The organism is Geobacillus sp. FSL K6-0789, assembly GCF_038593135.1.
Lineage (GTDB): Bacteria > Bacillota > Bacilli > Bacillales > Anoxybacillaceae > Geobacillus > Geobacillus stearothermophilus.
Genome location: NZ_CP151966.1, coordinates 1,538,515 through 1,564,491 on the forward strand (window position 1 = coordinate 1,538,515; position 25,977 = coordinate 1,564,491).

Below are 25,977 nucleotides of genomic sequence, written 5' to 3' on the forward strand. Positions count from 1 at the left end.
CCGAGTGCAATATTTTGTTGATTGATCCAGTTTTCTTGGCAGCTTTGAACGCGTCTTTATCACGGATTCAGGTACCATTTTTATCTATTGCTAAATCCCAAGCATTATGATCAAGCAAAATAGTTACTTTCATAGTAGATGGATCAACTTCAAAAAGCTTCCCTTCAACAGTACCGTACAATAAACCATTTTTTCCGTTTACTAAAACGGCATTTTTGAAGCGACCAGAAATCGCTTTTAAAATTTGCTTAGTTTTAAATGAATTCGTCGAAGGGTTGTATTGGAACAGTGTCCCATTAGCCATTCCCCATATGTTTCCATCAGGTCCCTCAATTAAAGAAGATATCATGACACTGTTTAACGGTATTGGTAAAAATTCGACCCGCTTTGGATTATCAAGTTTAAAACGGAAAAATCTTGCCGGCTCTTTTGACACTTTATAGTTGGCGTGACGAGATGTTCCCCCATAAATATAGCCATCTTTATACGCTAAAAGAGATATAATACTCTGATTATTGATAAAGTTTGGATAAACTGTTGATTTGCCCGAAACCGTATCATAAAGGGCAAGCACACCACCTCCGGTTGAATTCTCCGGATATGTTCCAAGCAAGAGAGTATTATCTTTTTTAATTAAAGCTGTAATTCTTGTCTGACCATATGACAAAAGATTTAGTAACTTTCTGGGATTTATTGGATATCCTTTCCATTTCGATGCTAAATCGTACTCAAGCAATCGAGCTTTCGGATAAGCACCTAAATACATTTTTCCAGGTGTAACAAGTATCGTTTCTAATTGACTAACAGGTTTTAACTCAATTTCTTTTTTCGTATCCACATCGTAAATACACAAGCCACCTGACATATAACCGTTAATAATAATTTTGCTCCCATCTAAACTTTGCGTCATTGTGTATAAATTAACGGGTTGAGCCGGTAAAGTAGGTTTACGAATGACAAGCCTATTCCGAATCGGATTCAACTCATAATAACGCCCGTCATTATCTACAAGACCTGTTAAGACCGTTTCTCCATTTTTCTTTTTCACGAAGTCCAAAGAAATCGCTTCGGTAAATGGAGGCAACGAAAGGTTAGTTCTATAAGTTTTTAACGTTTTCAAATCAAAACGGTAAAACTTCCCTTTATATGTATAATAGACCTCATTCTTAAAAGGATTCTTGTTAGATACGATTGAACTTGCAGGAAATTCAGCCACGAAACGGTTTTTTTTCATATCATACACGGCAATTTTCTCGCTCGGATACATGCGGGCAAACAAATACTGGTTCACAATTCTCATCTTATAGATATATGTTTCGGACTGATATTTAAGCGGTAAAATATGTTCTTTTTTACCTGTCGATAGATTCCATTTAAGCAAATTCGCTTTTGCTCCGAGCGAAATAAACAAAGTATTGGAACCTTGATCATACACAATTGATTTTGCGAATTTCTTACCCGGTTCTAAAGGTGATAAGCCGCTGACACGTTTTCCTTTAGCTTTACTAAAACTAAAGAAATTAGCCCCATATGCGGTTGTTGCAAATAATTTTTGATTAGAATGTGTAATATCTTGAATAGCTACTTCTTTAGAACCGCCTAATTGATTACCAAAATTCTTGAATGAAAACGTATTAGGATCAAAGCGATAAATACTGCCTTTATTCGTGCCGCCAATCCATAAAACTCCCCCTTCATCTATGTCGGTATTGTCAAAAGTTTATCCTCCACACTCACGGTTTTCCCTTGAGTTTCAACGGTTGGAAGAAAAAAAGCTTGCCACCCCCGTTGTTTTCGGCCATCATTGAGGTAACGACACCCAACAGCCAAAACAAAGGAGTGACAAGCTTTGTTACCTCAATTATTAGCCTATTTGCTCGAAATAATCAAGACCCAATATCAAATCATTGTGTATTTGATGGGTGTGATCGTGGGAAAATCCTTGAATCTCGAGGACTTGGACGAACCCATCCAAAAGCCGTACCGGAAACTTCAGGTCGATGACCTTCCGATCATCGATGTGCCGGAAACCCTTGATTACCGAAAGCTGTTGGCAGACTATGAAGCCCAGCACGGACGTCCTTTACGGCCCATCCAGCGCCGCGCGAATGCGAAACACCGTGTTCCGGATTCGTTGACCTGCCCTCGCTGCCAGGCTCCCTCTTCTTACCTGTACGCCAATAACGGCGGAAAAGGGCAATACCAATGCAAAGTGTGCCAGTGCCGGTTCAACCACCGAAATCGGTTCACCAAGCAAGCGGTCTTTCGCTGCCCGCACTGCAAAAAGACGCTGGAAAAAATCAAGGAACGCAAAGAATACAACATCTATAAGTGCAAGAACAACGCTTGCCCGTTTTACCAGGCCAACCTTCGCCGGATGACGAAGAAGGAGCGCCAACAGTTTCAACAGGATCCTCAAGCCTTCAAGGTGCGGTATTTGTTTCGAGAGTTCTTGTTTGACTTTCTCCCGTTGGCTTCCTCGTCGCTCATCAAGCCGAAGGTCGATTTGTCCCGGCTGGCTGCGTCGCCGCACGTGTTGGGGCTCGTGTTGACGTACTACGTCAACTTTGGGATGTCCTCGAGGGAGACCGCCGCCGCCATGAAGGACATCCATGGCGTCTCGATCTCCCATCAGACGGTGCTCAACTACGCCAACAGCGTCGCGCTTTGGATCAAGCCCTTTGTCGACCGGTTCCCGTATGAGCTGTCCGGTTCGTTTTGCGGGGACGAGACGTATATTCGCGTCAAAGGGCGCTGGCATTACCTGTTCTTTATGTTTGACGCCGTCAAAAAGATCGTGCTGTCGTATCGCGTCTCGCCCAACCGGGACACGCTCTCGGCCATCAAGGCCATCGATGATGTCCTCAGGAAGCTAGCGTCCCTCCCAGACGACTTGTCGTTCGTCGTGGATGGCAACCCGATTTATCTGCTGGCGCAACACTTCTTCGCCCAACACGGGATTTCATTTGACGTCCGCCAAGTGATCGGGCTGACCAATGAGGATCCGGTCTCGGAAGAGTTTCGCCCTCTCAAGCAGATCATCGAGCGATTCAACCGGACCTTTAAAGGCAACTACCGCCCGACCCATGGGTTTGGTGCGGAAGAAGGCTCGGTGTCCTTTGTGACGCTGTTTGTGGCGTATTTCAACTTTCTGCGCCCACACAGCGCGCTCGAAGGCCGGGTGCCGGTCGTCATCCCGGAACTGGCGGATCTTCCGCATATGCCGGCCCGGTGGACGAAGCTGATCGCCATGGCACAAGCGTTTCTCCAACAAGAGGCGGCCTGACTTTTTTGTCCTCTGGAGCCCGTTGAACAGAACTCCTGCCGGATTCGGCGAAGCGAACCCTTGACCAACCGAACACCGCCAAAGGTAAAATTCGGTCATGGCAAGGGCGGCTTTCTTATTGCCTTCTTTTTTGTCCCCGTCGCCCTTGACGACTCTTCCGCACCTTTGGCGGGTGTTGGTCAAGGGCGAATCCGGCCCTCCGCATGCCCCACGATGCTCAATGGGATGATCTGTGTGGAGTTTTCATAGAACTTTTGACGCTACCTCTATGTCCATGGCCCAAGCAGCAGTGGAATCCAAGAGTGGAAATGTTTTCTTGACCTTTCCCGTATTGAGGTCTAAAACAGCTAGTACTGTAGGTGTTCCGTGCAAAATCATATACAAATAACAATTTCCTTTTTTATCCATGGCGGCACGTGAAGTATTAACAGAGATATTGCGCACCTTAGGACCTAAATCCGTCAACACTCCATAAGGTGTGGAAATAGATTTTGCATAAGCAAAAAAAGGGTGAATGAAAAAAAGGAAAAAATTAAAAATCATAAAAGAAGAAACCAATAATAAATGACGCTTAAACTTTAACATAAACGACACTCCCGCAATGCTTCGGTGAGAAACGGCTCTCGCCCAGGGGCAAAATCCCGATGAAGCAGGAGTTCCAGGCCCCCTTCGTTAAACAGCGACACATAATGGGAAACGGTTTGGCGGCACACGTTGACCATGGAGGCCACGTCTTTGTCCAAATAGCCTTCCATGACCAGGCGGACGGCCATCACACGTTGGCGGAGATGAGCGTTTTTGATCTTCCGTTCCTGCTTGCGGAGTTTCCGGGGCACCCATCCATGGTTGTCGGTGATGTTGAGACGTTTCATGCAGAATTCCGCTCCTTTCTCATGCTTTTCCTTAGGAGCAGTATAACCAGAGTGGGCACCGCTTATGCGAAGGTTAATGTAAATTATCACTTTATTTCGGAACAAAAGAGCCATTTTTTTGCACATTCCTTCAGAAAGCCCTCTCCCCTTTTCTGAAAGAATGTGCTAAATTTTTTGTGAATTATTTCGGAAGAGAAAATCCATCGGTTCAGAGGAGGGGAGGAGGACGTGATTCAATTTCATGACTTTGGCATTGACGTCCAAACGTATGCAGAGCGTGGAAAAGAAAACGACTTCCCTCTTCTGACACAGTGTCCGCATTGCCGGGCCAAGCGCCCGTTGCACCGCCACGGTTACGATGAGCGAAACGCATTGACCCCACATGGTGATGATCGCATTTGGATTGTCCGGTATCGCTGTCGGGAATGCTTGAAGACGGTGAGTGTGCTGCCTTCCTTTCTCCTCCCGTATTTTCAGTATACGTTGTCCGCCATATGGCAAGTCGTGAAAGAGCAGTTGGGATTGACCGAAAGGACGAACCAGGCTCCGTTTCTCCCGACAAAGGACGGCATCATCTTTTATGTCCGACGGTTCTACCGAAACCTATCAAGCCTTCATAGCTTTTTTGCGAGGCGGTGGAGGATCATAGGCCCTATCGTGAAAAAAGAAAAGGAACGGGCTTCCTGGTGGATCCGGACGTTGGAGAAACACGGTCTTGATTCGGTCATCAGAGACATGTGGGAGGACGGATTCCGACACCCTTTTGCGAATTAAATGGGATCCTGAATCCGTGATAAAAACGCGTTCAAACTGCTGAGAAAGCTTGATAAATCAACAAATATCACACTTTTTGCTTTTCACTCAATAAGTGAACATCCGAAACTGGGCTAAACCCTTGATATGATTACGTTTTCCGGTGCTTTTGATGAGCTGCTGTCACGGATTCAGGGGGATCCTTATTTTACATATATATCCTAAATTGGAAATAGTTGAGGTTCCCACAAACCTTTCCTATCGACGGAGAAAAAGCGATCCGGTACGATAAGGGCAGACGGACCGGAACGGTCCTGATTCCAAGTGAGACAAGGAGGAGATTCGAATGGATGAGTCGATGAGACACGACATTGCCCTGTTTCGGTACGGGCTAATCGCTCCGTTGGTGAATGGGCAGGTGGAACCGAAGACGTATCTGAAAGATTTGTCTTGATTTTGGCCGGGCTGCCCCATTTACAGGGGAAGCTGCGGCTCAATCAGCACCGCCCTCTCGACCAGCGGATCATCATGCGATACCGGATGGGGCCGCTGGAGAAGGAAGAGGTGGCGGGCTACATCGAACATCGGATGAAACAGGCCGGGGCGAAGCATCCGATCTTCACCCCATCGGCGTTAGAGGCGATTGCCCTGCAGTCGCGGGGATGGCCTCGGGTGATCAACACGTTGGCCACGACGTGCCTGTTATACGGGTATCAGCTGAAAAAGGACGCCATTGACGAAGAAGTGGTGCGCATGGCCGCAGAGGAAATGGGGTATTAGCATGAAAGGGGCCGAATCGGCCTCTTTTGTGCTTTTTCTTTTCCATAGGTCCATCAGGCGCGCTGGAAATCTTCATCTGAAAGAGCGTGCAAACGTTCCGAAAGAATGTGCAAAATCCGGAACAATCCGCAAAAATTTTGCACATTATTTCCGAATCCGCCTGAAATAATTTGAAAAAGGGATTCTGAAATAATGTGCTAGTTTACAATCGGTTCTCAAATGTTCGCTGATCATCCCCCCTCTTTTTTGTTCCATTGTATGTAACTTGTTTTCTTTAAACGGAATTATTGAATGGATTATAACAAAGTTCGCTTTCGTTTGTCCATAACTTACTGAAAAATTTGAACGGTTTATGCAATCCGTTCAGACAATGGACGGGCAGGAAGACAGGCCTAACGCAGCATATGTCCCTTCACACAGACGTTTAAATGAAAAAAGGCTTCGCCGCCCTTTCTCTTGTTGAAAGCAAAAAGGAAAGAAACGCGAAAAAAAAGCTTGAACGGCGGTGAATGAAGATGCTAAAATGGGAGTAATGTTCCACTGAAAGAAATGAAATTCCGTTTAACGGAACATAAGGAAGGGGGGAAACAAACAGGTGCAGGAAGAAAAAAAACACGAAGCCGGCTTGCGCACGGTGCAGCGGGCCATTGACATCTTGTATTGTTTTACCCTCGAGGAACAAGAGCTATCACTCACGGAAATTGCGAAAAAGATTTCGCTCGCCAAATCGACGACGACGCGCCTGCTCGCTACGCTGGAGCAAAACCGCTTGGTCGTCAAAGATCCGGAGACGTTAAAGTACCGTCTTGGACAAGGATTGTACTATTTAGGATATATTGCCGGCAAATCGATTAAAGTGCGGGAAATCGCGCGGCCGGTGATGGAGCGGCTGCGCGACGAGACGCGGGAGACGGTGAACTTATACGTGCTGGAACAAGATGCCCGCGTTTGCGTCGAACAGTGCGAGGGGCTTCAGGCGCTGCGCCATATGGTGAGAATCGGCGAGCGGCTGCCGCTTTGGGCGGGGGCGGGGGGAAAAGTATTGTTGGCCTATCAATCGCCCGAAGTTCAAGAGCGGATTTTTGCGCAAGTGCCGACAAAGGAACGCTTGGATCGTCTGACGGCGGAGCTTGAGGCGATTCGCGAGCGCGGTGTGGCATCCAGCGTCGATGAACGGGAAGTCGGCTCTGCGGCCGTTGCGGCGCCCATTTTCGACATCCGCGGGGAAGTGGGCGCCTGCTTGTCCGTCTCTGGGCCGGCGCATCGATTTACACGGGAAGTGATGGAACAGTTCGAGAGGCTCGTAAAAGAAGGAGCACAAGCCATTTCCGAAAAACTAGGTTATCGACCATAAGGGGGAGAGCATATGGCGATTGCAAAGCGTGCTGTCCGTGTGCGCAATGTCTTGATCGGGGGAGACGAACCGTGCATTTGCGCCCCGGTCGTCGGAGCGGACGCGAAGCAAGTGTTGGAGGAAACAAGGCAAATCACGGAGAAAAAGCCGCATCTCATTGAATGGAGGGCGGACTTTTTCGAGGCGATTCGGGACGAACAGGAAGTGGCGGCCACATCGAGAAAGATGCGGGCGATTGCCGGAGACATCCCGATTTTGTTTACGGTTCGTTCCGAACAGGAAGGCGGGCAACCGATTTCGTTGACGGAAGAGGAAAAGATTCGGTTGTTTGAAACCGTCTGTGAAAGCGGGGCGATCGATTTGCTTGATTACGAGCTTGCCCATGGGCCGCGCATCCCGATCGTCCGGGAGCTGACGCGCCGCTATGGAGTGCGCCTTGTGTTGTCTTACCACAATTTTGATCATACGCCATCGAAGGAAGAGCTTGTCGCGAAAATGCGTCAAGCGGAACAATGCGGCGCCGACATCGCGAAAGCAGCTGTGATGCCGAAAACGCGGGGGGATGTGCTCACGCTGCTGCAGGCGACGGAAGAAGCGCGAAAAGAGGTGGACATCCCGCTGATCACGATGTCGATGGGGGCATTGGGCGCCATCACCCGCCTGGCAGGCGGATTGTTCGGCTCTGCCGTCACCTTTGCAGTCGGACGGCAAAGCTCGGCGCCGGGGCAAATTCCGATTGAAGACGTCCGGACCGCGTTGTCGGTCATCATGACATACGGACAATAAATCGAAATGGGGGAGGAGATTGTCATGGCGCGTTTGCCGCTGGAAGGCGTCAAAGTGCTCGATGTGTCGACAATGATCGCGGCGCCGTTTGGGGCGGTTTTGCTCGGTGATTTTGGCGCCGATGTCATCAAGGTGGAATTGCCAGGAAAAGGGGATACGCTCCGCCATGTCGGGCCGTTCAAGGATGGGGAGCCGCTCCGCTGGCCCGGACTGGCGCGCAATAAACGGTCGCTCACGTTGGATTTGCGCAAAGAAGAAGGAATGAATATTTTTAAAGAGCTTGTCCGCCACGTCGATATTGTCATCGAAAATTTCCGCCCCGGCAAGCTCGAAAAATGGGGCGGCGGATATGAAGAACTGAAGCGGATCAATCCGAAGCTGGTGATGATTCGCGTCTCGGGCTACGGGCAAACAGGTCCGTTTCGCGAGAAAGCCGGATTCGGCACGCCGGCGACGGCGTTCAGCGGGTTTACGTATTTGCAAGGGTATCCGGACCGTCCGCCGGTCAGCCCGATTTTGAGCATTAAAGATATTTTTGAGCATCCGCATTACCAAGCAAGGGAAAACATCATCGAAGTCGCCCATCCGCGCCTTAGCAAAATTAAAATGCCCGGCATTGTGCCGAAATTCGAAAAAACACCAGGCGCCATCCGCCGCACTGCTCCGGATTTAGGCGAGCATACCGAAGAGATTTTGCAAACGATGCTTGGCATGTCCAAGGAAGACATTGAGCGGCTGCGAGAAAACGAGATCATATGAATGAACGAACGGCGGCTTGCCGTCTTCCCGGCTCCTTGCCTTGTGCGAGGCTGCCGGGTTTTTTGTTTCGAAGTTTGTTTTCCCGGTAGCCCACGACTTGCATTGACACTGCTTGCCGCCAGCCTTTATACTTTTGATAGGTGAAAGCGACGGTAAAGCAGGTGATTCGAACGGTGTCAGATAAAAAGCGTTCCCGCGTGACGCTCGAACAAGTCGCCAAACACGCCGGCGTGTCGCGGGCGCCCGCCTCTCTTGTCGTCCGTGAGAGTCCGAATATTTCGAAAGAAACGAGAAAAAAGTGCTCCAAGCGATGAAAGAGCTTGGCTACGTCTATGACCGCGTGGCGGCCAATTTGCGTTCGCAGCGTTCGTCGACAGTGGGTCTTATTATCACCGAACTTGACAACCCGTTTTTTTCGAATTGCTCGTTGGCGTCCATGAGGCGCTCGATCAGGAAGGATATACGGTCATTTTAGGCACGACGTTTGACCGGCCGGAAAAACAAGACGCCTTATTGTCGACGATGCTGGAGCATCGGGTGGGCGGTGTGATCATGAGCCCGGTTCCTGGATGTTCGGCAGAGATGCTCGAGCGGCTGCGGCAGTGGGATATTCCTGTTGTATTGTTTGCCCGTGATGAACTTCCGGCCGGACAGTTTGATTATATTGGGATCGATAATATAGCCGGCGGGCGGATGGCGGTCGAGCATTTGCTCGAAGGCGGCCATCGGCGCATCGCCTTTATCGGTGGGTCTCCGCAATCGTCCGTATGGAAAGCGCGCCGGTCGGGGTACAGTGAAGCGTTGCGTGCGGCGGGCATCGAGATGGATGACACGCTGCTTGTGCCATCGGCGACGACAAGGCAAGGCGGGCGGATGGCGGTCAAACGCCTGTTGCAGCACCCGAACCCGCCGACAGCGCTCTTTTGTTACAACGATGTCGTCGCGTTTGGGGCGATGCTTGGCTTAAAAGAGGAAGGGATCGTTCCAGGGCGCGACATCGCGGTCGTCGGGTTTGACAATATTCAAGAATCGGCGCTGTTTCAGCCGCCGCTCACAACTGTCGCCGCGTTTCCTGAGAAGATCGGCGCCTATGCGGCCAAGCAGCTGCATGAACGCATGAAAGGGGATGCGAGTGCACCGAAACGGACGATTTTGCATCCGGAGCTTGTCATTCGCCAGTCTTCTGGGAAGAGAGAGGAAAAGAGGTGAAGCAGCGTGGAGAGGCAGACGGTCATCCCGCTTCGCGAGCGAAATATCATTTTGATCGGCTTTATGGGAGCAGGGAAAACAACGATCGGGCAGCTCGTGGCAAAGAAGTTATACCGCGACTTTATCGATGTCGATGCGGAAATCGAGCGGCGGCACGGGATGTCGATTCCGGAGATGTTCGCGCAAAAAGGGGAAGCGTATTTTCGGCAGGTTGAGCGGGAGCTGATCGTTGATTTATGTACGAATACGAGGTTGAAAATCCTTTCGCTTGGCGGCGGTGCGTATTTGCAGGAAGACGTGCGGCGCGCCTGTTTGGCCCACGGCATCGTCTTTTTCCTTGACTTGTCGTGGGAGCATTGGAAGAAAGAGCGGCTGCCGCTTATTGTCGACAGCCGGCCGGTGTTGAAAAACAAAACGTTGGAAGAAGTGGAGCAGCTCTTTTTCCAGCGCCAATCAGCCTATGCGCTCCATCATTCCCGCGTCATTATCAATGAGCTCGAGGCTGAACAGGCGGCGGACCAAATTGTTCAGTCGATTAAATGGACATGGGATGTGTACGAGCCGAACCGTTGAGAGGATTTAGCCGCGGGCAAGCAAGCTCCTAGGCAAAGGGGCTTGCTTTTTTGATTTCCTCATTGGCAAGGGTTGCCGCCACTTGATTGGAAATGGACTTCGGTTGACCAAAAAAGAAATTTCGAATGCCGCATCCGCCTGTTCTTGCCGGACAATCGTTTCGTGTGTTATAAATAGGGGAAATAGGTGAAAGATTGAGAGAGTGGGGAGATGGAGAAGCGGGTGTTCAGCTGGCTTTATGTGTATATGGTCTTGGCAGTGCTGGTTCTGTTCGCGCCCTATTGGCTTTGGTGGCTGAAACCAGAAACAAAGCTTGATTTGCTCATTGTCGACAAAACGGTGCCCGATCGGTCGTATCACGAGCATCAAGGGCTCGTTTGGGTCTTGAATCAGCAAAAATACGTCCACGGCAACGGAAAGCGATACAAAGCTGCGCGCGATTACGCCGGGTTTGCGCCGAAACAGGATGAAACGTACGAGGTGCGGCCGCTGCCAAAGGAGATGGCACGGTACGATGCGGTCTATATCGTTGACACATATGGGGTATATGAGGAAGAGTTTGTCCACAAGCAAACGGACGGCGCGCGGGCGAAAGTGTACGGCGGGCTTGAGCGGCAGGAGATGGAGTCGCTTTGGCGGTTTGCCCGCCAAGGCGGGAAAACGTTGATCGCCGAGTTCAATTCGATGGCCCATCCGACAGAAAAAGAAGTGCGCGCCTCGTTTGCCCAGCTGTTCGGCCTTGAGTGGACCGGCTGGATCGGCCGTTATTTTCCTGATTTGAACAGCCAGGAAGTGCCAGTGTGGGTGAAAGAAAACTACAAAGCGCAATACGGAAAGGCGTTTTCGTTCCGCGGGCCGGGTATGGTGTTGGTCGATGAGTCGGATCGGCTTCTTGTCCTCGATCGGCGCGACCTTGGCGGCGGTGGCGTCATGTTTTCCTCCACAAAAGCGGGGGAAGCCCGTTGGGGCGGCAAGATGCGCACATCGTATTCGTATTGGTTTGACATCGTCAAGCCGCTTGATGAGCGCATGGTGCTCGCAACGTACACGCTGTCGCTGTCTGAGCGCGGGAAAGAGAAGCTGCGGGCGATCGGGCTGCCGTTTTCCTTTCCGGCCGTTGTCCGCTATGAGACAAAGACGTATCAGTCGTATTACTTTTGCGGCGATTACGCTGATCAAGGGGAACTGCCTTCCGTTTATCAGACCGTGGGGCTGGATGTATGGCGCAAATGGACGGAGGACGGCCGCTCGGACAACGGCGCGGCCTTTTACTGGAAGGCGTACGTGCCGATGATGAAAGCGATTTTGCGGGAAATCAAGGCATATAAGGAAGATGGCAAGCTGCAGGACGCCGTTCAAACGGTGGAACAAAGCGGCGTCCGCTTGGCGGGAACGGTCGGGCGCGACTATTTGCAAGTATACCGCAACGGGAGATGGGAGCCGCTGCTCATCAAAGGAGTCAACCTCGGCATCAGCAAACCCGGCGCGTTTCCGGGAGAGGCGAAGATTACGAAGGAAGAATATTTCCGCTGGCTGCAGTACATCGGGGCGATGGGGGCGAATGCCATCCGCGTCTATACGATCCATCCGCCGGCGTTTTACGAGGCGCTTTACGAGTACAACCAAATAGCGAAGCAGCCGCTTTATTTGTTCCATGGCGTCTGGATCGATGAAAGGACGATGCTGCGGACGAAGGATGTGTGGGCGCCTGAGGTGAGTGAGGCGTTTCGCACGGACATTCGCCGTACGATTGACCTCGTTCATGGCAAGGCCCGCATTGCAAAACGGCCTGGGCATGCCGGCGGGATGTACCGATACGACCTTTCTCCGTATGTTCTCGGCTGGATTTTCGGTGTCGAGTGGGATCCGGACGTTGTGGCGGCGACGAACGAAAAACACCCGAAGCAGGGCGACTACCGCGGCAAATACGTATACACGAAAGGAGCCAGCCCGTTTGAGGCATGGCTGGCCCGTATGATCGACGAAGCGGTGGCGTATGAAACGGAAACATACGGCTGGCAGCGGCCGGTCAGTTTTACGAATTGGGTGACGACCGACCTCCTCCGCCATCCGGCCGAACCGTTTGTGAAAGAAGATTTTGTTTCCGTCAACCCGAATGTCATGTACGCCACTGACGAGCTGCAGGCCGGGCTGTTTGCGTCATACCATATTTATCCGTATTACCCTGACTTTTTGAATCGTGAGGAAAAATACGTCAGCTATGTTGACCAACGCGGCGAGCAGAACAGCTATGCCGCCTACTTGCATGACATGAAGGCGGCGCACCGGATGCCGATTTTGGTCGCTGAATTTGGCGTTCCTTCTTCGCGCGGCATGGCGCATCGAAATGTACATGGGAAAAATCAGGGGTTTTTGTCGGAACAAGAACAAGGAACGATCGACCGGGAGCTGTTTGAGGACATCGTCCATGAGTGGATGGCGGGAGGGCTGTTGTTTTCCTGGCAGGATGAATGGTTCAAGCGGACATGGAACACAATGGATTATGACAACCGGGACCGCCGCCCGTTTTGGCTGAACGTGCAGACGAACGAACAACAATTTGGATTGCTTCGGTTTGAGCCAGGTCCAAGCGCAGCCGCGATGATGAAGGTCGACGGCCGAAAAGACGATTGGACATTCAACGGAATCCGGCCAGCTTGGACAGAGGGCAAGCGGGCGCTGTACGTCACAAGCGATGAAGGGTATTTGTATGTGCGGCTTGACAGCGGACGCATTACCGATCGGACGACGGTCTACATGGCGTTTGACACGATTCCGAACCAAGGGCAATCGCTCCTGCCCGGCCTGTCTGGCGTCCGGACAGCGGGAATTGACTTTGCCTTGGTCATTCATGGAGAACAGAGCGCCCGGCTGCTTGTCGACAGCTACTATGACACGTTTTACTTCCATTACGGAAAAGAGCTGCATATGATGCCGGCGGCCCCGTACGCCAATCGCAAAGATAACGGCGTCTACCACCCGATTCGCCTGACGTTGAACAAAAAATTGGAGGAAATCCGCGGCAAGGCTGTGCCGTTCGACTCATATGAAACAGGGGGGTTGCGGTTTGGCACAGCCAACCCCGACGATGAGGCATACGATTCACTCACGGATATCAGCGTCAGCCGCGATGGCGATATGTACGAAATCCGCCTGCCATGGGCGCTTTTGAACGTGACCGATCCGAGCCGGCGCGAGGTGATGGGCGACATGTGGTCGAAAGGCGGGCTCAAAAGCCGTGTCATCGTTGAAGGCATTCGTCTTGGTTTGTACGTTGAGGATGGAGACGATTCGTTTTCTTTCCCGGCGATGAACGGGAATGTGCTGCCGGCCGCGCGATTTTATGAGTACACGTGGCCGGTGTGGGAGGCGCCGCGCTATCATGAGCGGCTGAAGCAGTCGTATGAGGTGATGAAAGAGGCGTTTTCACGCGTGGACATCGCAAAGCAGCAGGGAGTGGAATAAAAAGAAAAGGGCTTGCCTCCTCTCGACATCATGATCATTCATCAAAGCAGGCGCCTGTTCAAACAACAGAAGGCAGAAGCCAAACCGATCGTCAAGCAGGAAAGTGCCGGCGGCGCTTTGGCTGCAGGCGTTGAGCGTGAAAGTGTTCGGAGTGAGCGATTTTAGCGTGCTTCTTCCGGAAGCGTTGGCGGGGGTTGCCTCGACGTGGATGATGTACGTGATCGTCAAGCCGTGGGCGGGCGGATAGCGGCGCGCTGGGCAAGCTTCGTGTTTTCCTGCTATTGACCGGAAAGTGTGCGATCAGTTACGCTATATGAGAGAGCGAAGCCGGTTTGTTCGGGGGCTGGTAAGTTGGGTCGGCTTCCGGCAGACGGCGGTTGAATACGAGCGGGAGCCGCGTTTCGCCGGCGAGACGAAATACCCGCTCAAAAAGATGATTCGGTTTTCGCTTGATGGCATCACCTCGTTTTCATACAAGCCGCTGAAGCTGGCGAGTTGGCTTGGGTTCTTGTTGTCGGCGGCCAGTGTGGTAGAGATGCTCGTTGTCCTTTATCTTAAATGGTTTGCTCATTCAACGGTCGCTGGCTGGGCGTCATTGTTGATGGCCGTGCTGCTTGGCAACGGGGTGACACTGCTCATGCTCGGCGCGATTGGCGAATATATCGGCCGGATTTACGATGAAGTGAAAGAGCGTCCGCTCTATATTGTCAATGAAACGTGGGGAGTCGGAACGAAACATGAACGAAAGCCTTCGTATATTCCGTAAAGAAAAACAAGCCGTATGGCGGTTTGGCCTCGTTGGGGTGAGCAATACCGCGGTGGACTTCGCCGTCTTTTTTTTGTTGACTGCTGCAGGCGCTAAGGCGGCGGTTGCCCAAGCCGTTGCCTACGGCGCCGGGATGGCGAACAGCTACATTTGGAATCGGCGTTGGACGTTTCAAGTCAAACGGAAAGCCAATATAAAGGAAGTTTTGCGCTTTCTTGTCGTCAACGGGCTGTCGTTCGGTGCATCGCTTGCCGTTTTGCTGGCCGCGGAACGGTTTGCATCGCTCTGGCTGGCGAAACTGGCGGCGACAATCGCCGGGATGGCGGTAAACTTTATCGGCAGCCGCTATTGGGTGTTTGTGGAAATGGAAAAATAAGAAAACGATCCGGAAGCCATGCGTTGGGTCCGGATCGTTTTATGCTTTAGAAACTTAGTGAAAAAGGAAGCCGTCTTCGTTGCAGCCATCGTTATGACTCCCGAATTTGCCCCGTCCCGTACACGAGCGATTTCGTTGTCGTGATGGCGACAAGCCCCATCGGACCACGGGCGTGCAGCTTTTGCGTGCTGATGCCGATTTCCGCTCCGTAGCCGAACTGTTCGCCGTCCGTGAAGCGGGTGGAGGCGTTATGGTACAAGACCGCCGCGTCGACCGCTTGGAAAAAGCGGCGGACGTTCGCTTCGTTTTCGGTGATGATCGCTTCTGAGTGCTTCGTCCCGTAGCGGCGGATATGGGCAATCGCCTCATCGACATCGGCAACGAGCTTAACCGCTAAAATCGGCGCCAAATATTCCGCATGCCAGTCGTCTTCCGTCGCCGGTTTGATGAACGGGTGCGATGACGCGAGGCGGTCGTCGCCGCGCAGCTCCACACCGCGGGCGTGCAGCGCCTCAAGCAAGTCGGCGGCATATGGCCAACGCTCATGGATGAGCACCGTTTCGATGGCGTTGCAGACGGACGGACGCTGCAATTTGGCGTTCAGGACGATGTTGATCGCCATTTGCCGCTCGGCTGATTCGTCGATGAACATATGACAGTTGCCGACGCCGGTCTCAAGCACCGGCACGGTGGCGTTTTCGACGACCGAGCGGATGAGCCCGGCTCCGCCGCGCGGGATGAGCACATCCAAGTAGTTGTTGAGACGGAACATACGCTGCGCCGTTTCCCGGCTCGTGTCTTCGAGCAGTTCAATCGCCGTTTCCGGAACGGTCGTCGTGCGGAGCGCTTCTTTCATGACGCGAACGAGCGCTTTGTTCGAATGAAGCGCTGATGTGCTGCCGCGAAGCAAAACCGCGTTGCCCGTTTTCAAGCAAAGGCTCGCCGCATCGACCGTCACGTTCGGGCGCGCTTCGTACACCATGCCAATGACCCCAAGCGGCACGCGCACCGTTTGGATGCGGAGCCCGTTCGGCCGCGTCCACTCTGCGATGATTTCTCCGACCGGGTCAGGCAGCGAGGCGACTTGGCGGACGCCGTCGATGATTTGATCCATTCGTTTGTCGGTGAGCTGCAGCCGGTCGAGCAGAGCCGGTGACAGCCCTTGCTCGCGGCCTTGGGCCATATCTTTTTCGTTTTCTTGCAAAATGAAGGCGCGTTCGCGGTCGATGGCTTTGGCGATCTGTTCCAATGCGGCGTTTTTTTCTTTCGTAGACAGCATGGCTAACGTTTGTGACGCCGTTTTCAACCGTTCGGCTTTTTCGAGCAGTTCGCTCATTTCGATACACTCTCCTTTCGCAACGTGACCCAATTGTCGCGGTGGATGACTTCCGGGCGGTGAAGGTAAGAGTATTGCCGCGCTTCCTCACTCGGAAGTCCTTTTACTTTTTCTAAATCGGCGGCGGCATAATACACTTGGCCGCGGCCGATCGTGATCCCTTTCTCATTGACAACATCGACGACATCCATCGCATGAAAGTCGCCGGAAACGGCCGTGACGCCGGCGGGAAGCAAGCTTTTGCCGCGCGCAAGGAGCGCTTCCTCCGCGCCGCTGTCGACGGTGATCGTGCCGGCGACAGGCGCGTGATACGCGATCCATTGCTTGTGCATTTGCATTTGCTTCGGAAATGGGGCGCCGATGTACGTCCCATCACCTTTTCCGGCTAAAATATCGGCGAGTGCTTCTTTGCCTCGCCCGGTGCCAATAAAGACGCTGACGCCGAAGGACAACGCTTTTTGAGCGGCGAGAAGCTTTGAGCGCATGCCGCCGGTGCCGACTGCCGAGCCGCTGCCGCCGGCCGCTTCGATCATTTCGTCGGTAATGTGCGGCAAAAAGGTGTATTTTTTCGCTTGTGGATTCGTTTTCGGGTTGGCGTCATACAGCCCGTTAATGTCGGTAAGCAACATGAGCGCATCGGCGTGCAAAAAGCCGGCGACAAGCGCCGACAGCATATCGTTGTCGCCAAACGTCAATTCTTCAACGGAAACGGAGTCGTTTTCATTGATGATCGGGATCGCCCCGTGTTCGAGCAGCGTCGTCATCGTGGCGAACAAGTTGCGAAACCGTTCGCGGCTGTAAAAGTCGCTGCGCGTCAACAACAGCTGAGCGGCCGTAAAGCCGAATTGGGCGAACGCCGAGCTGTACGCCTGCATGAGCAAGCTTTGCCCGACGGCAGCCGCGGCCTGTTTGCCGGAGATCGTCGTCGGCCGCGCCGGGTAGCCGAGCGGCCCGAACCCGGCGGCGACAGCGCCGGACGTGATGAGAATGACGTCATGGCCGAGCTGTTTCAGATAGGCGATGGCTTCAACATGGCCGTGCAGCTTGTCGCGGCAAAGGCCACCTTTCGGATCGGTGAGCGAGCTGCTGCCGATTTTGACCACTACGCGCTGCCGTTTCATCGCGTTCCTCCCTCCTTTGCGTGTTGAATGGCATGAGTTGGATTGCCTAGCCGTCCTGCGAAGCGGCCGGCCAATAAAAAACGCTTTTCCTCCTTATCGCAAAAGGACGGAAAAGCGTTCCGCGGTACCACCTTTTTTGGCGCCTAAAGCGCCCCCTCGAGCCTGTAACGCAGGCGTGCGGCTTATGTTTGCATAAGCGGCCGTCTAGGGCAGGTTCAACCGGCTTCCCGCGAGGAACCTTCCAGCCTATGGGTTCCACTCTCTGGCGCGTTCCCTCGGTTTACTAGTCCCGTGCCGTTCCTGTTGTTTTCTTGTCAAGGAGTGCAATTTGTAAGAAATTATGACGCCAAATGCTCCGGTTGTCAAGAGGAAAGGCTGATTTTTCTGACTTGTTTTTTCGAAGTGGATTTTGAAAACGAATTCATAATAAAGGTAATTGTCTTTCTATTAGAAAAAGTGGTACAATACTAGCAATCAATCAAACCGCATGATGGAGGGACCGATGATGAAAAAACGGCGCAGCGACATGATCAAAAAAGGATTTGACCGTGCTCCGCACCGAAGCCTATTGCGAGCGGCGGGCGTAAAAGAAGAAGACTTTGATAAACCGTTTATTGCGGTGGTGAATTCATACATCGACATTATTCCGGGGCACGTTCACTTGCAAGAGTTTGGGAGAATCGTGAAAGAAGCGATTCGCGAAGCGGGCGGCGTGCCGTTTGAAATGAACACGATCGGCGTTGACGACGGTATTGCGATGGGTCATATCGGGATGCGCTATTCGCTGCCGAGCCGGGAAATCATCGCCGATTCGATCGAAACGGTTATCTCGGCGCATTGGTTTGACGGCATGGTGTGCATTCCGAACTGCGACAAAATTACGCCGGGAATGATGATGGCGGCGATGCGTCTTAACATTCCGACGATTTTCGTCAGCGGGGGACCGATGAAAGCCGGCGTGACGAAGGATGGGCGGAAAATTTCACTGTCATCTGTATTTGAAGGCGTCGGGGCGTATTTAGGGGGAACGCTCGATGAGAAAGGGCTTGAAGAACTCGAACGGTACGGCTGTCCGACGTGCGGATCGTGCTCGGGCATGTTTACGGCCAACTCGATGAACTGTCTCGCTGAAGCGCTCGGGCTTGCACTGCCGGGCAACGGCACGATTTTGGCGGTTGACCCAGCGCGCAAAGAGCTGGTCCGCCAATCGGCAAAGCAGCTGATGTATTTGATCGAACATGACATCAAACCGCGCGACATCGTCACCGAAAAAGCGATCGACAATGCGTTTGCCCTCGACATGGCACTTGGCGGCTCGACGAATACGGTGCTGCATACGCTGGCGATCGCCAACGAAGCCGGCATCGAGTACTCGCTTGAGCGCATCAACGAAGTGGCGGCGCGCGTGCCGCATTTGGCCAAACTCGCCCCGGCGTCGGACATCCATTACATCGAAGACTTGCATGAAGCGGGCGGCGTTTCGGCCGTGTTGAACGAGCTGGCGAAAAAAGAAGGTACGCTTCATTTAGATACGCTCACCGTCACGGGCAAAACGCTCGGGGAAAACATCGCCGGCTGCGAAGTGAAAAACTATGACGTCATCCGGCCGATTGACAACCCGTATTCGGAAACGGGAGGGCTCGCCATTTTGTTTGGCAACCTGGCGCCGGACGGCGCCGTCATTAAAACCGGGGCGGTGCAAGGCGGCATCACGCGCCATGAAGGGCCCGCGATCGTCTTCGACTCCCAAGAGGAAGCGCTCGAGGGCATTGCCAGCGGGAAAATCAAGCCGGGACATGTTGTCGTCATCCGCTACGAAGGGCCAAAAGGCGGCCCAGGGATGCCGGAAATGCTGGCGCCGACGTCGCAAATCGTCGGCATGGGGCTCGGCACCAAAGTGGCGCTTGTCACTGACGGCCGCTTCTCCGGCGCCTCGCGCGGCCTATCCGTCGGCCACGTTTCACCGGAAGCGGCCGAAGGCGGACCGATCGCGTTCATCCAAGACGGCGATATCATCGAGATCGATACGGTGAAACGAACGATCAACGTCAAGCTGTCCGATGAAGAGCTCGAACGCCGGAAAGCGAACTGGAAAGGCTTTGAACCAAAAGTGAAAACCGGCTATCTCGCCCGCTACTCGAAACACGTCACCTCGGCGAGCACGGGGGGGATTATGAGGATTTAGCGGATTTCTGTAAGAGCGTTGTCCCCTTCCAAGCGCGCGAGGGACGCCATTAGACGATCAGAATCAAAAGAGGCGGTTTTTCCGCCTCTTTCATTTATTTTGGAAAGGAGCGTCCATCGCCTCCCTCCTGTTTTCGGTTGATGTTGACAATCACCATCCTAGCAGGGAGAGAGTCCTTTTTTCACGACATTTGCTTATTCTACCGCGCTTCGCTTGGTGGCCCCGACGAGCGTCGCGAACAAAAGTTCGCAACCCTCGTCGGGGATCATTTCGGAATGTCACCCACAAATATTTTACTCACACAATGCACGATATCTTTTCCGCTGCCAAGAACCATCCATTCATGTACCAATGCCTTACGGGGCGAGCAAAAGCGGCAATGAGGCGGTCGTCATCCTTTGATGGCAAGGCGCAAATCTGCAATTGCCGCTTCGTGTTCAATCGATCGGCGGCATAACATATCGATGATCCGTTCTTGGCGCAGCCATAGCTGCATTTGTTGCTCTTGATTTTGTTCAAGCCGTTTAACGATCACATCGATTTCCTGAATGGCTTGATGAACAGCGGCAACTCCTTTTTGCCATTTCAGCTTTGACTTCATTCAGCTCTGCTTTTGTCGCCGCATTGGTTTTGATGTCCTCGAGCTCCTGCTTGGTCGCCAGATTGTTTCTCATCTCTGACATTTCTTGCTGTATGACCCAATCTTGTCCAAAACAAGACGCCACGGTTCGCTCATTGGCAACATCCGTTCTGAATTGGCAATGAAGATAAGGAATTTGCGGTGGGCGCAAAGATGCAGGTGAAATGGAAGAGAGGAAATGGTGCTGTTGCGGAAGCGACGATTCCCTGTCATTGATTATACATGAATCAACAAGACGCGGAAAAGGTTTTTTCTGTACGATGAAAAGATGTATTTTTTAAATATTATTTTTCTTGATGTTTCTTTATTATAATGTGAAATTATGAATCATGCAAAATTTTTTTGACAATATAAACATAATGAATTATTATATTAAAAGAATTTAAAGGAGGTAAGTAGTGGTTATGTCGTCCATTGACAAGCAACAAATCGCTGCCAGCGTTCCCCAGCGCGGCTTTTTCGGCCATCCGAAAGGGTTGTTTACGCTCTTTTTCACGGAATTTTGGGAACGCTTTTCGTATTACGGCATGCGCGCCATTTTAGTGTATTACATGTATTATGAAGTATCGAAAGGCGGGCTCGGGCTTGATGAGCATCTGGCGCTCGCGATTATGTCGATTTATGGGGCGCTGGTGTACATGTCCGGAATCATTGGCGGTTGGCTTGCTGACCGGGTGTTTGGCACGTCGCGCGCGGTCTTTTACGGCGGCCTTCTCATTATGGTCGGTCATATCGCCTTGGCGATTCCAGGCGGGGTGGCGGCGCTGTTTGTGTCCATGGCGCTCATTGTCTTGGGAACTGGGTTGTTAAAACCGAACGTTTCGAGCATTGTCGGCGATATGTACAAGCCTGGCGATGACCGCCGCGACGCCGGATTCAGCATTTTTTACATGGGGATTAACCTTGGCGCCTTTTTGGCTCCGCTTGTTGTCGGTACCGCGGGGATGAAGTATAACTTCCACCTCGGCTTCGGACTTGCGGCCGTCGGGATGTTTCTCGGATTGATTGTCTTCATCGCGACAAGAAAGAAAAACCTCGGGTTGGCCGGGACGTATGTGCCGAATCCATTGACGCCAGCGGAAAAGAAAAAAGCGGCTTCCATCATGGCCGTAGGGGCGGTCGTGATTGCCGTGCTGCTAGCCATCTTGATTTCAAACGGCTGGTTCACTGTGGAAACGTTTATTTCTCTTGTCGGCATCTTAGGCATCATCATCCCGATCATCTATTTTGTCGTCATGTACCGCAGCCCGAAAACGACGGCTGAAGAGCGGTCGCGCGTGATCGCGTACATTCCGTTGTTCATCGCTTCAGCGATGTTTTGGGCCATTCAAGAACAAGGATCGACCATTTTGGCGAACTATGCGGACAAGCGGACACAGCTGGATGTCGCCGGCATTCACCTTTCACCGGCTTGGTTCCAATCGCTGAACCCGTTGTTTATCATCCTCTTAGCGCCGGTGTTCGCGTGGATGTGGGTGAAGCTTGGCAAACGGCAGCCGACGATCCCGCAAAAATTCGCGCTCGGCTTGTTGTTCGCCGGCCTGTCGTTCATCGTCATCCTCGTGCCGGGGCATTTGAGCGGCGGAGGGCTTGTCCATCCGATTTGGCTCGTGTTAAGCTACTTCATCGTCGTGCTCGGGGAGCTTTGCCTGTCGCCGGTCGGCCTGTCGGCGACGACGAAACTTGCCCCTGCCGCTTTCTCAGCGCAAACGATGAGCCTTTGGTTTTTATCGAACGCCGCCGCGCAAGCGATCAACGCCCAGCTTGTGCGCTTCTATACGCCCGAAAACGAAACGGCCTATTTCGGCATGATCGGCGGGGCGGCGGTTGTGTTAAGCGTCATCTTGTTTTTGCTCGCCCCGAGCATTCAGCGGCTCATGAAGGGTGTTCGTTAATATCACGCTGATGTTTGTATCAACAGGGAAAACAGATGATCCAAAAGATTACAAATCTGTGACAGGATGCTCTGCGTTGGCAGAGCTTCTTTTTTTATTCAAAAAAATTTACATAAATCAAAAAATAAGTTCAGATGGTGTTTACAAAAATGGATTACGATGGAATAGAAAAAGAGGAAAGGGGAGAAAAGCGGATGGCGTTTCTTGAGCTGGTCGAGGTGACGAAATCGTATGGAGGCAAAAAGAGCGCGGTCGAGAATGTGAATGTCGCGATTGAATCAGGGGAGTTTTTTGTTCTTGTTGGCCCATCGGGATGCGGCAAAAGCACGATTTTGCGGCTGATCGCTGGCCTTGAGCCGCTGACATCAGGATATGTGCTGATCGATGGGCAGGTGGCGAATGATTGGCCCCCTCACGCCCGCCGGTTATCGATGGTCTTTCAAAATTATGCGCTATATCCCCATTTGACGGTGGAGCAAAATATGCGGATTGTCTTGCAGGCGCAAAAGGTGCCGAAAGAAGAACAAGTGAAACATTGCATGGAAGCGGCGGAATTGCTTGGATTGACCGATGTGCTGCATAGGAAGCCGCGGGAATTGTCAGGGGGGCAGCGTCAACGCGTTGCCTTAGGGCGAGCGATTGTCGCGCAGACTCCGCTTTGTTTGATGGATGAACCGCTCTCCAATTTAGATGCCAAGCTGCGTGCGAAAATGAGGAGCGAGCTTCGACGTTTGCAACGTCAGCTCGGCATGACTGTGATTTATGTCACGCACGATCAGACGGAAGCGATGACCATGGCTGACCGGATGATGATTTTGCATGACGGCCGTCCGCAACAAATCGGCAGTCCGCTTGATGTATACAATAGCCCAGATAACACGTTTGTCCCTTGACCTGATACGAATAATATTCGATGTCGTAGATGTCCCTAAACTATATAGATGCACCTTGAAAAGTTAACTTCTGGATTACACTGCACACCCTAGGCGTTGTAGCACTTCCTTCGGGCGTTCATGGATGTAGTCCACAAACCGGGCAATGGCTTGGGCGATATCGTTTTGATCTTTGTGAAACACATTGGCAATGACAGTGTCTTTCAGCCATTTCCACAAGCGTTCGATCGGGTTCAGTTGCGGAGAATACGGAGGAAGGTAAATGAAGTGAAAACTCCGTCCTTCTTCCCGCAAAAACTCTCTCACCATTTTGGCATGACGAATTCGGGCGTTATCCAGCACCAAGACGATGAGACGATCCGGGTAACGCTCTTTGAGAATCCGCCGAAGCGATGTCCCAGCCCAGCTCCGCGGGTGTCGTGGTCAACACAAGGTGTTTGATCTCTTCCTGCTGTTCTTCGGTGAGAAACGGCTCTCGCCCAGGGGCAAAATCCCGATGAAGCAGGAGTTCCAGGCCCCCTTCGTTAAACAGCGACACATAATGGGAAACGGTTTGGCGGCACACGTTGACCATGGAGGCCACGTCTTTGCCCAAATAGCCTTCCATGACCAGGCGGACGGCCATCACACGTTGGCGGAGATGGGCGTTTTTGATCTTCCGTTCCTGCTTGCGGAGTTTCCAGGGCGTCCATCCATGGTTGTCGGTGATGTTGAGACGTTTCATGCAGAATTCCGCTCCTTTCCCATGCTTTTCCTTAGGAGCAGTATAACCGGAGTGGGCACCGCTTATGCGAAGGTTAACTTTTCAATGAGCATGTATATACTTTCTTCAGCAAATACATCTCCTCCTCCACTTTCGCGATGCGGCCAAGTTGATAATCAAGCCGCTGATGAATGAGGGAGATGTCTTCTTTTGTCGCCATTTGCTCGCGAAGGCGGGAAAGATCGTCTTTTGTTGCCATCTGCTCGCGAATGCCGGCCATTTCTCCGCGGAGGTTGGCGATTTCATGGCGCATGCCGTCTTGAATGCTGCGCTGTTCGAGTTGATTGTCGCGGATCGCTTTGATCATGTCCGTGTTTTCTTTCATCTGCTCTTTCAGCCTGCGCAACTCTTCTTCCTGCTTGTCCATCCGCTGTTCCAGTTTGTCCATTCGTTGTTCAAGTTGGCCCAATTTTTGCTTCACCGTTTGCATGTCTTGCTTCAGGACGGACATGTCATCGACAAGTCCTTGAACAAGTGTGGTTAACTGCCGCAACAGCTCTTCCATGAAGAAACCTCCCTATCGAGAGGGGATTTTGCTTGGGGCGTTTCAACCATGAAACGTGAGGAGTCCAAGATGTGGAAATAGGAGAGGAAACGCCTACAAGCTCATTATATCATGGCTTGGCTAGGTCATCACTCCTAAATTGAGGAAAAGAAAAGGGATAAAGAGGAGGTGTGTTGAATACGTCATTAGCAGAAGTTGTGGTAGTTTGAAGAAAATAGATGGATGGGAGAGGGAGCATGAACGGATGGACGAAGGGGAAAAACGCGGCGCTTCTGTGTATGGCGTCCGTCTTTTTATTTTCCTGCAGCAATGCGGCTGATCGCGGCATCGAGGAAGTGCTGGCAGCGCCAAACGAACTGGCGGGGCAAACCATCGAGCATCCACCGCTGCCGAGTCCGATCGATAAGATGGTGATAGCGTCAGCCTCTGCCAAACAAGCGGCGCCGAACCCGAACGAAGTGCGCATCACCATCAGCGCGGCGGGCGATGTGACGCTCGGGCGCGATGAAAATTATGGCTATGCGTATTCGTTTGATGAAGAAGCGAAGAAGCACGGCTTGCGCTATTTTACGAAATACATTGAGCCGATCTTCAAAAAGGACGATTTTACGACCGTCAATTTGGAAACGACGCTGACGACCTCGACGCGCAAGGCAAGCAAGACATTTCGTTTCCGCGGCCACCCGAGTTATGCGAAAATCTTAACTTATGGCGGCATTGAGGCGGTGAATTTGGCCAATAATCATACATACGATTATTTGCAAAAAGGATATAACGATACGATCGCCAGTCTAAAAAAAGAAAAGATCGGTTATTTCGGCCGTACGCTTCGGCTCATGAAAACGGTCAAAGGCATTCAAGTCGGGGCGTTCGGCTATGAAGGTTGGAGCAATACCAGCACGTTGCGCAAGCAAATCGCCAACGATATTCGCACGCTTCGGAAACAAGGAGCCGACATCATTCTAGTCCATTTCCACTGGGGAGTGGAACGAAGCTATGTGCCAAACAGCACGCAAAAGGTGCTCGGCCGCTTTGCGATTGACAGCGGCGCCGATTTGGTCGTCGGCCATCACCCGCACGTCGTGCAAGGGATCGAGGAGTACAAAGGCAAATTTATTGTCTACAGTTTAGGGAATTTTATGTTTGGTGGAAACAAAAACCCGAGCGACAAAGATACGTTTGTTTTCCAGCAGGTGTTTTCTTTTCAAAACGGCAAGCGGACAGCCAAAAAAGAAATCCGCGTCATCCCGTTTCGCATTTCATCGGTGACGACAAGGAACAACTACCAGCCGATGCCGTTAGCGGGAGGGGAAGCAGCCCGAGTGAAACGGAAAATTGTTTCGCTGTCGGCGAAAATCAAAAAGCCGACTTGGACCGCGTACGAGGTCAAATGAAAAAGGGAGGGTGTCTCGAAAGGGCGGGACACCTTTTCTTATTGATGGAACTATGTTGTATTTGTCGAAAAAGGCTGGCGGTTTGATGAAAAAGCAACCCAAAATCAGCTTTTCTGTTGGCAAACGCCCTGTTTCAACGAAACCAATCATTTTTCGCCGCTCTTCTAAGGAAAAACACCTTTTTGGGCCATCCCTTCGTCTGTTTTAGGCTTTACGGAACGATGGATGCGCATGCTCTTCTGCTTTTATCTTTTTTTGGCAGCAAG

19 protein-coding genes and 7 pseudogenes are annotated in these 25,977 nt (G+C 52.0%); 17 read left to right on the forward strand and 9 right to left on the reverse strand.

Annotated features, from left to right (window positions below; genetic code table 11):
* Nucleotides 1-67: 67 nt before the first annotated feature.
* The gene (locus tag NSQ51_RS08045; RefSeq protein ID WP_147432160.1) at nucleotides 68-1,381 is read right to left on the reverse strand and encodes a hypothetical protein; all 1,314 of its coding nucleotides are present in this window, start codon (nucleotides 1,379-1,381) and stop codon (nucleotides 68-70) included.
* Between the two features lie 468 nt (nucleotides 1,382-1,849).
* Here NSQ51_RS08045 and NSQ51_RS08050 point away from each other — a divergent pair, with 468 nt between their 5' ends.
* Complete coding sequence (locus tag NSQ51_RS08050) at nucleotides 1,850-3,286, forward strand: DDE-type integrase/transposase/recombinase (RefSeq protein ID WP_047817981.1); 1,437 nt, start codon at nucleotides 1,850-1,852, stop codon at nucleotides 3,284-3,286.
* Nucleotides 3,287-3,529: 243 nt separating this feature from the next.
* On the opposite strand, the gene NSQ51_RS08055 is transcribed toward NSQ51_RS08050, so the two are convergent.
* Complete coding sequence (locus NSQ51_RS08055; RefSeq protein ID WP_121650220.1) at nucleotides 3,530-3,871, reverse strand: hypothetical protein; 342 nt, start codon at nucleotides 3,869-3,871, stop codon at nucleotides 3,530-3,532.
* A gap of 20 nt (nucleotides 3,872-3,891) precedes the next feature.
* Nucleotides 3,892-4,158: pseudogene (locus NSQ51_RS08060) on the reverse strand (helix-turn-helix domain-containing protein); the annotation flags it as partial.
* Nucleotides 4,159-4,386: 228 nt separating this feature from the next.
* Here NSQ51_RS08060 and NSQ51_RS08065 point away from each other — a divergent pair.
* From NSQ51_RS08065 to NSQ51_RS08115, 11 genes and pseudogenes are all read left to right on the forward strand, one after another.
* A complete protein-coding gene (locus NSQ51_RS08065) occupies nucleotides 4,387-4,932 on the forward strand; it encodes a DUF6431 domain-containing protein (protein WP_342462754.1) in 546 nt (181 codons plus the stop codon).
* 313 nt (nucleotides 4,933-5,245) lie between these two features.
* Nucleotides 5,246-5,691: pseudogene (locus tag NSQ51_RS08070) on the forward strand (hypothetical protein); the annotation flags it as partial.
* A gap of 595 nt (nucleotides 5,692-6,286) precedes the next feature.
* Nucleotides 6,287-7,045 carry an IclR family transcriptional regulator gene (locus NSQ51_RS08075; RefSeq protein WP_121625905.1) on the forward strand — a complete coding sequence of 253 codons (759 nt, stop codon included), beginning with the start codon at nucleotides 6,287-6,289 and terminating at the stop codon, nucleotides 7,043-7,045.
* Between the two features lie 12 nt (nucleotides 7,046-7,057).
* Entirely contained in the window at nucleotides 7,058-7,831 is a 774-nt protein-coding gene (aroD, locus tag NSQ51_RS08080) for a type I 3-dehydroquinate dehydratase (protein ID WP_014196097.1), read from the forward strand.
* 24 nt (nucleotides 7,832-7,855) lie between these two features.
* Nucleotides 7,856-8,590, forward strand: a complete 735-nt coding sequence (locus NSQ51_RS08085) for a CoA transferase (RefSeq protein WP_033017082.1) — start codon at nucleotides 7,856-7,858, stop codon at nucleotides 8,588-8,590.
* A 173-nt stretch (nucleotides 8,591-8,763) separates the two neighbouring features.
* Nucleotides 8,764-9,799 (forward strand): annotated as a pseudogene (locus NSQ51_RS08090) (LacI family DNA-binding transcriptional regulator).
* Nucleotides 9,800-9,805: 6 nt separating this feature from the next.
* Nucleotides 9,806-10,372, forward strand: coding sequence for a shikimate kinase (locus tag NSQ51_RS08095; RefSeq protein WP_033017083.1), 567 nt, complete (start codon nucleotides 9,806-9,808; stop codon nucleotides 10,370-10,372).
* Between the two features lie 210 nt (nucleotides 10,373-10,582).
* Nucleotides 10,583-13,837, forward strand: a complete 3,255-nt coding sequence (locus NSQ51_RS08100) for a hypothetical protein (RefSeq protein ID WP_121650127.1) — start codon at nucleotides 10,583-10,585, stop codon at nucleotides 13,835-13,837.
* A gap of 100 nt (nucleotides 13,838-13,937) precedes the next feature.
* A pseudogene (locus tag NSQ51_RS08105) lies at nucleotides 13,938-14,116 on the forward strand (glycosyltransferase family 39 protein); the annotation flags it as partial.
* 1 nt (nucleotide 14,117) lies between these two features.
* A pseudogene (locus NSQ51_RS08110) lies at nucleotides 14,118-14,603 on the forward strand (glycosyltransferase); the annotation flags it as partial.
* On the forward strand, nucleotides 14,575-14,979 hold the full coding sequence (locus tag NSQ51_RS08115) for a GtrA family protein (RefSeq protein WP_014196089.1): 405 nt from the start codon (nucleotides 14,575-14,577) through the stop codon (nucleotides 14,977-14,979). The pseudogene NSQ51_RS08110 and the gene NSQ51_RS08115, both read left to right, overlap by 29 nt.
* 91 nt (nucleotides 14,980-15,070) lie before the next feature.
* Here NSQ51_RS08115 and NSQ51_RS08120 read toward each other — a convergent pair whose 3' ends face one another.
* Nucleotides 15,071-16,315 (reverse strand): glutamate-5-semialdehyde dehydrogenase, encoded by a 1,245-nt coding sequence (locus NSQ51_RS08120; RefSeq protein ID WP_033017089.1) that lies wholly within the window; start codon nucleotides 16,313-16,315, stop codon nucleotides 15,071-15,073.
* Nucleotides 16,312-17,436 carry a glutamate 5-kinase gene (gene proB, locus NSQ51_RS08125; RefSeq protein ID WP_033017091.1) on the reverse strand — a complete coding sequence of 375 codons (1,125 nt, stop codon included), beginning with the start codon at nucleotides 17,434-17,436 and terminating at the stop codon, nucleotides 16,312-16,314. The genes NSQ51_RS08120 and proB overlap by 4 nt, the downstream gene beginning before the upstream one ends.
* Nucleotides 17,437-17,941: 505 nt before the next feature.
* Here proB and ilvD point away from each other — a divergent pair.
* Complete coding sequence (gene ilvD / locus NSQ51_RS08130; RefSeq protein ID WP_049624951.1) at nucleotides 17,942-19,621, forward strand: dihydroxy-acid dehydratase; 1,680 nt, start codon at nucleotides 17,942-17,944, stop codon at nucleotides 19,619-19,621.
* 391 nt (nucleotides 19,622-20,012) lie between these two features.
* Here the strand turns inward: ilvD and NSQ51_RS08135 are convergent, their stop codons facing one another.
* Nucleotides 20,013-20,222, reverse strand: a complete 210-nt coding sequence (locus tag NSQ51_RS08135) for a hypothetical protein (RefSeq protein WP_047818497.1) — start codon at nucleotides 20,220-20,222, stop codon at nucleotides 20,013-20,015.
* 443 nt (nucleotides 20,223-20,665) lie between these two features.
* Here NSQ51_RS08135 and NSQ51_RS08140 point away from each other — a divergent pair, with 443 nt between their 5' ends.
* The 3 genes and pseudogenes from NSQ51_RS08140 to NSQ51_RS08150 form a co-directional block, all read left to right on the forward strand.
* Nucleotides 20,666-22,156 (forward strand): peptide MFS transporter, encoded by a 1,491-nt coding sequence (locus NSQ51_RS08140; protein ID WP_049625793.1) that lies wholly within the window; start codon nucleotides 20,666-20,668, stop codon nucleotides 22,154-22,156.
* A 76-nt stretch (nucleotides 22,157-22,232) separates the two neighbouring features.
* Nucleotides 22,233-22,364 (forward strand): hypothetical protein, encoded by a 132-nt coding sequence (locus NSQ51_RS08145; protein ID WP_259463542.1) that lies wholly within the window; start codon nucleotides 22,233-22,235, stop codon nucleotides 22,362-22,364.
* Nucleotides 22,351-23,043 (forward strand): annotated as a pseudogene (locus NSQ51_RS08150) (ABC transporter ATP-binding protein); the annotation flags it as partial. The gene NSQ51_RS08145 and the pseudogene NSQ51_RS08150, both read left to right, overlap by 14 nt.
* An 81-nt stretch (nucleotides 23,044-23,124) precedes the next feature.
* Here NSQ51_RS08150 and NSQ51_RS08155 read toward each other — a convergent pair.
* From NSQ51_RS08155 to NSQ51_RS08165, 3 genes and pseudogenes are all read right to left on the reverse strand, one after another.
* Nucleotides 23,125-23,391, reverse strand: coding sequence for a transposase (locus NSQ51_RS08155; RefSeq protein WP_233434082.1), 267 nt, complete (start codon nucleotides 23,389-23,391; stop codon nucleotides 23,125-23,127).
* A gap of 22 nt (nucleotides 23,392-23,413) precedes the next feature.
* Nucleotides 23,414-23,773: pseudogene (locus tag NSQ51_RS08160) on the reverse strand (helix-turn-helix domain-containing protein); the annotation flags it as partial.
* A gap of 73 nt (nucleotides 23,774-23,846) precedes the next feature.
* Nucleotides 23,847-24,317, reverse strand: coding sequence for a hypothetical protein (locus NSQ51_RS08165; RefSeq protein WP_049625766.1), 471 nt, complete (start codon nucleotides 24,315-24,317; stop codon nucleotides 23,847-23,849).
* 236 nt (nucleotides 24,318-24,553) lie between these two features.
* On the opposite strand from NSQ51_RS08165, the gene NSQ51_RS08170 reads away from it, so the two are divergent.
* Entirely contained in the window at nucleotides 24,554-25,711 is a 1,158-nt protein-coding gene (locus NSQ51_RS08170; protein WP_049625767.1) for a CapA family protein, read from the forward strand.
* The last annotated feature ends 266 nt before the right edge of the window (nucleotides 25,712-25,977 follow it).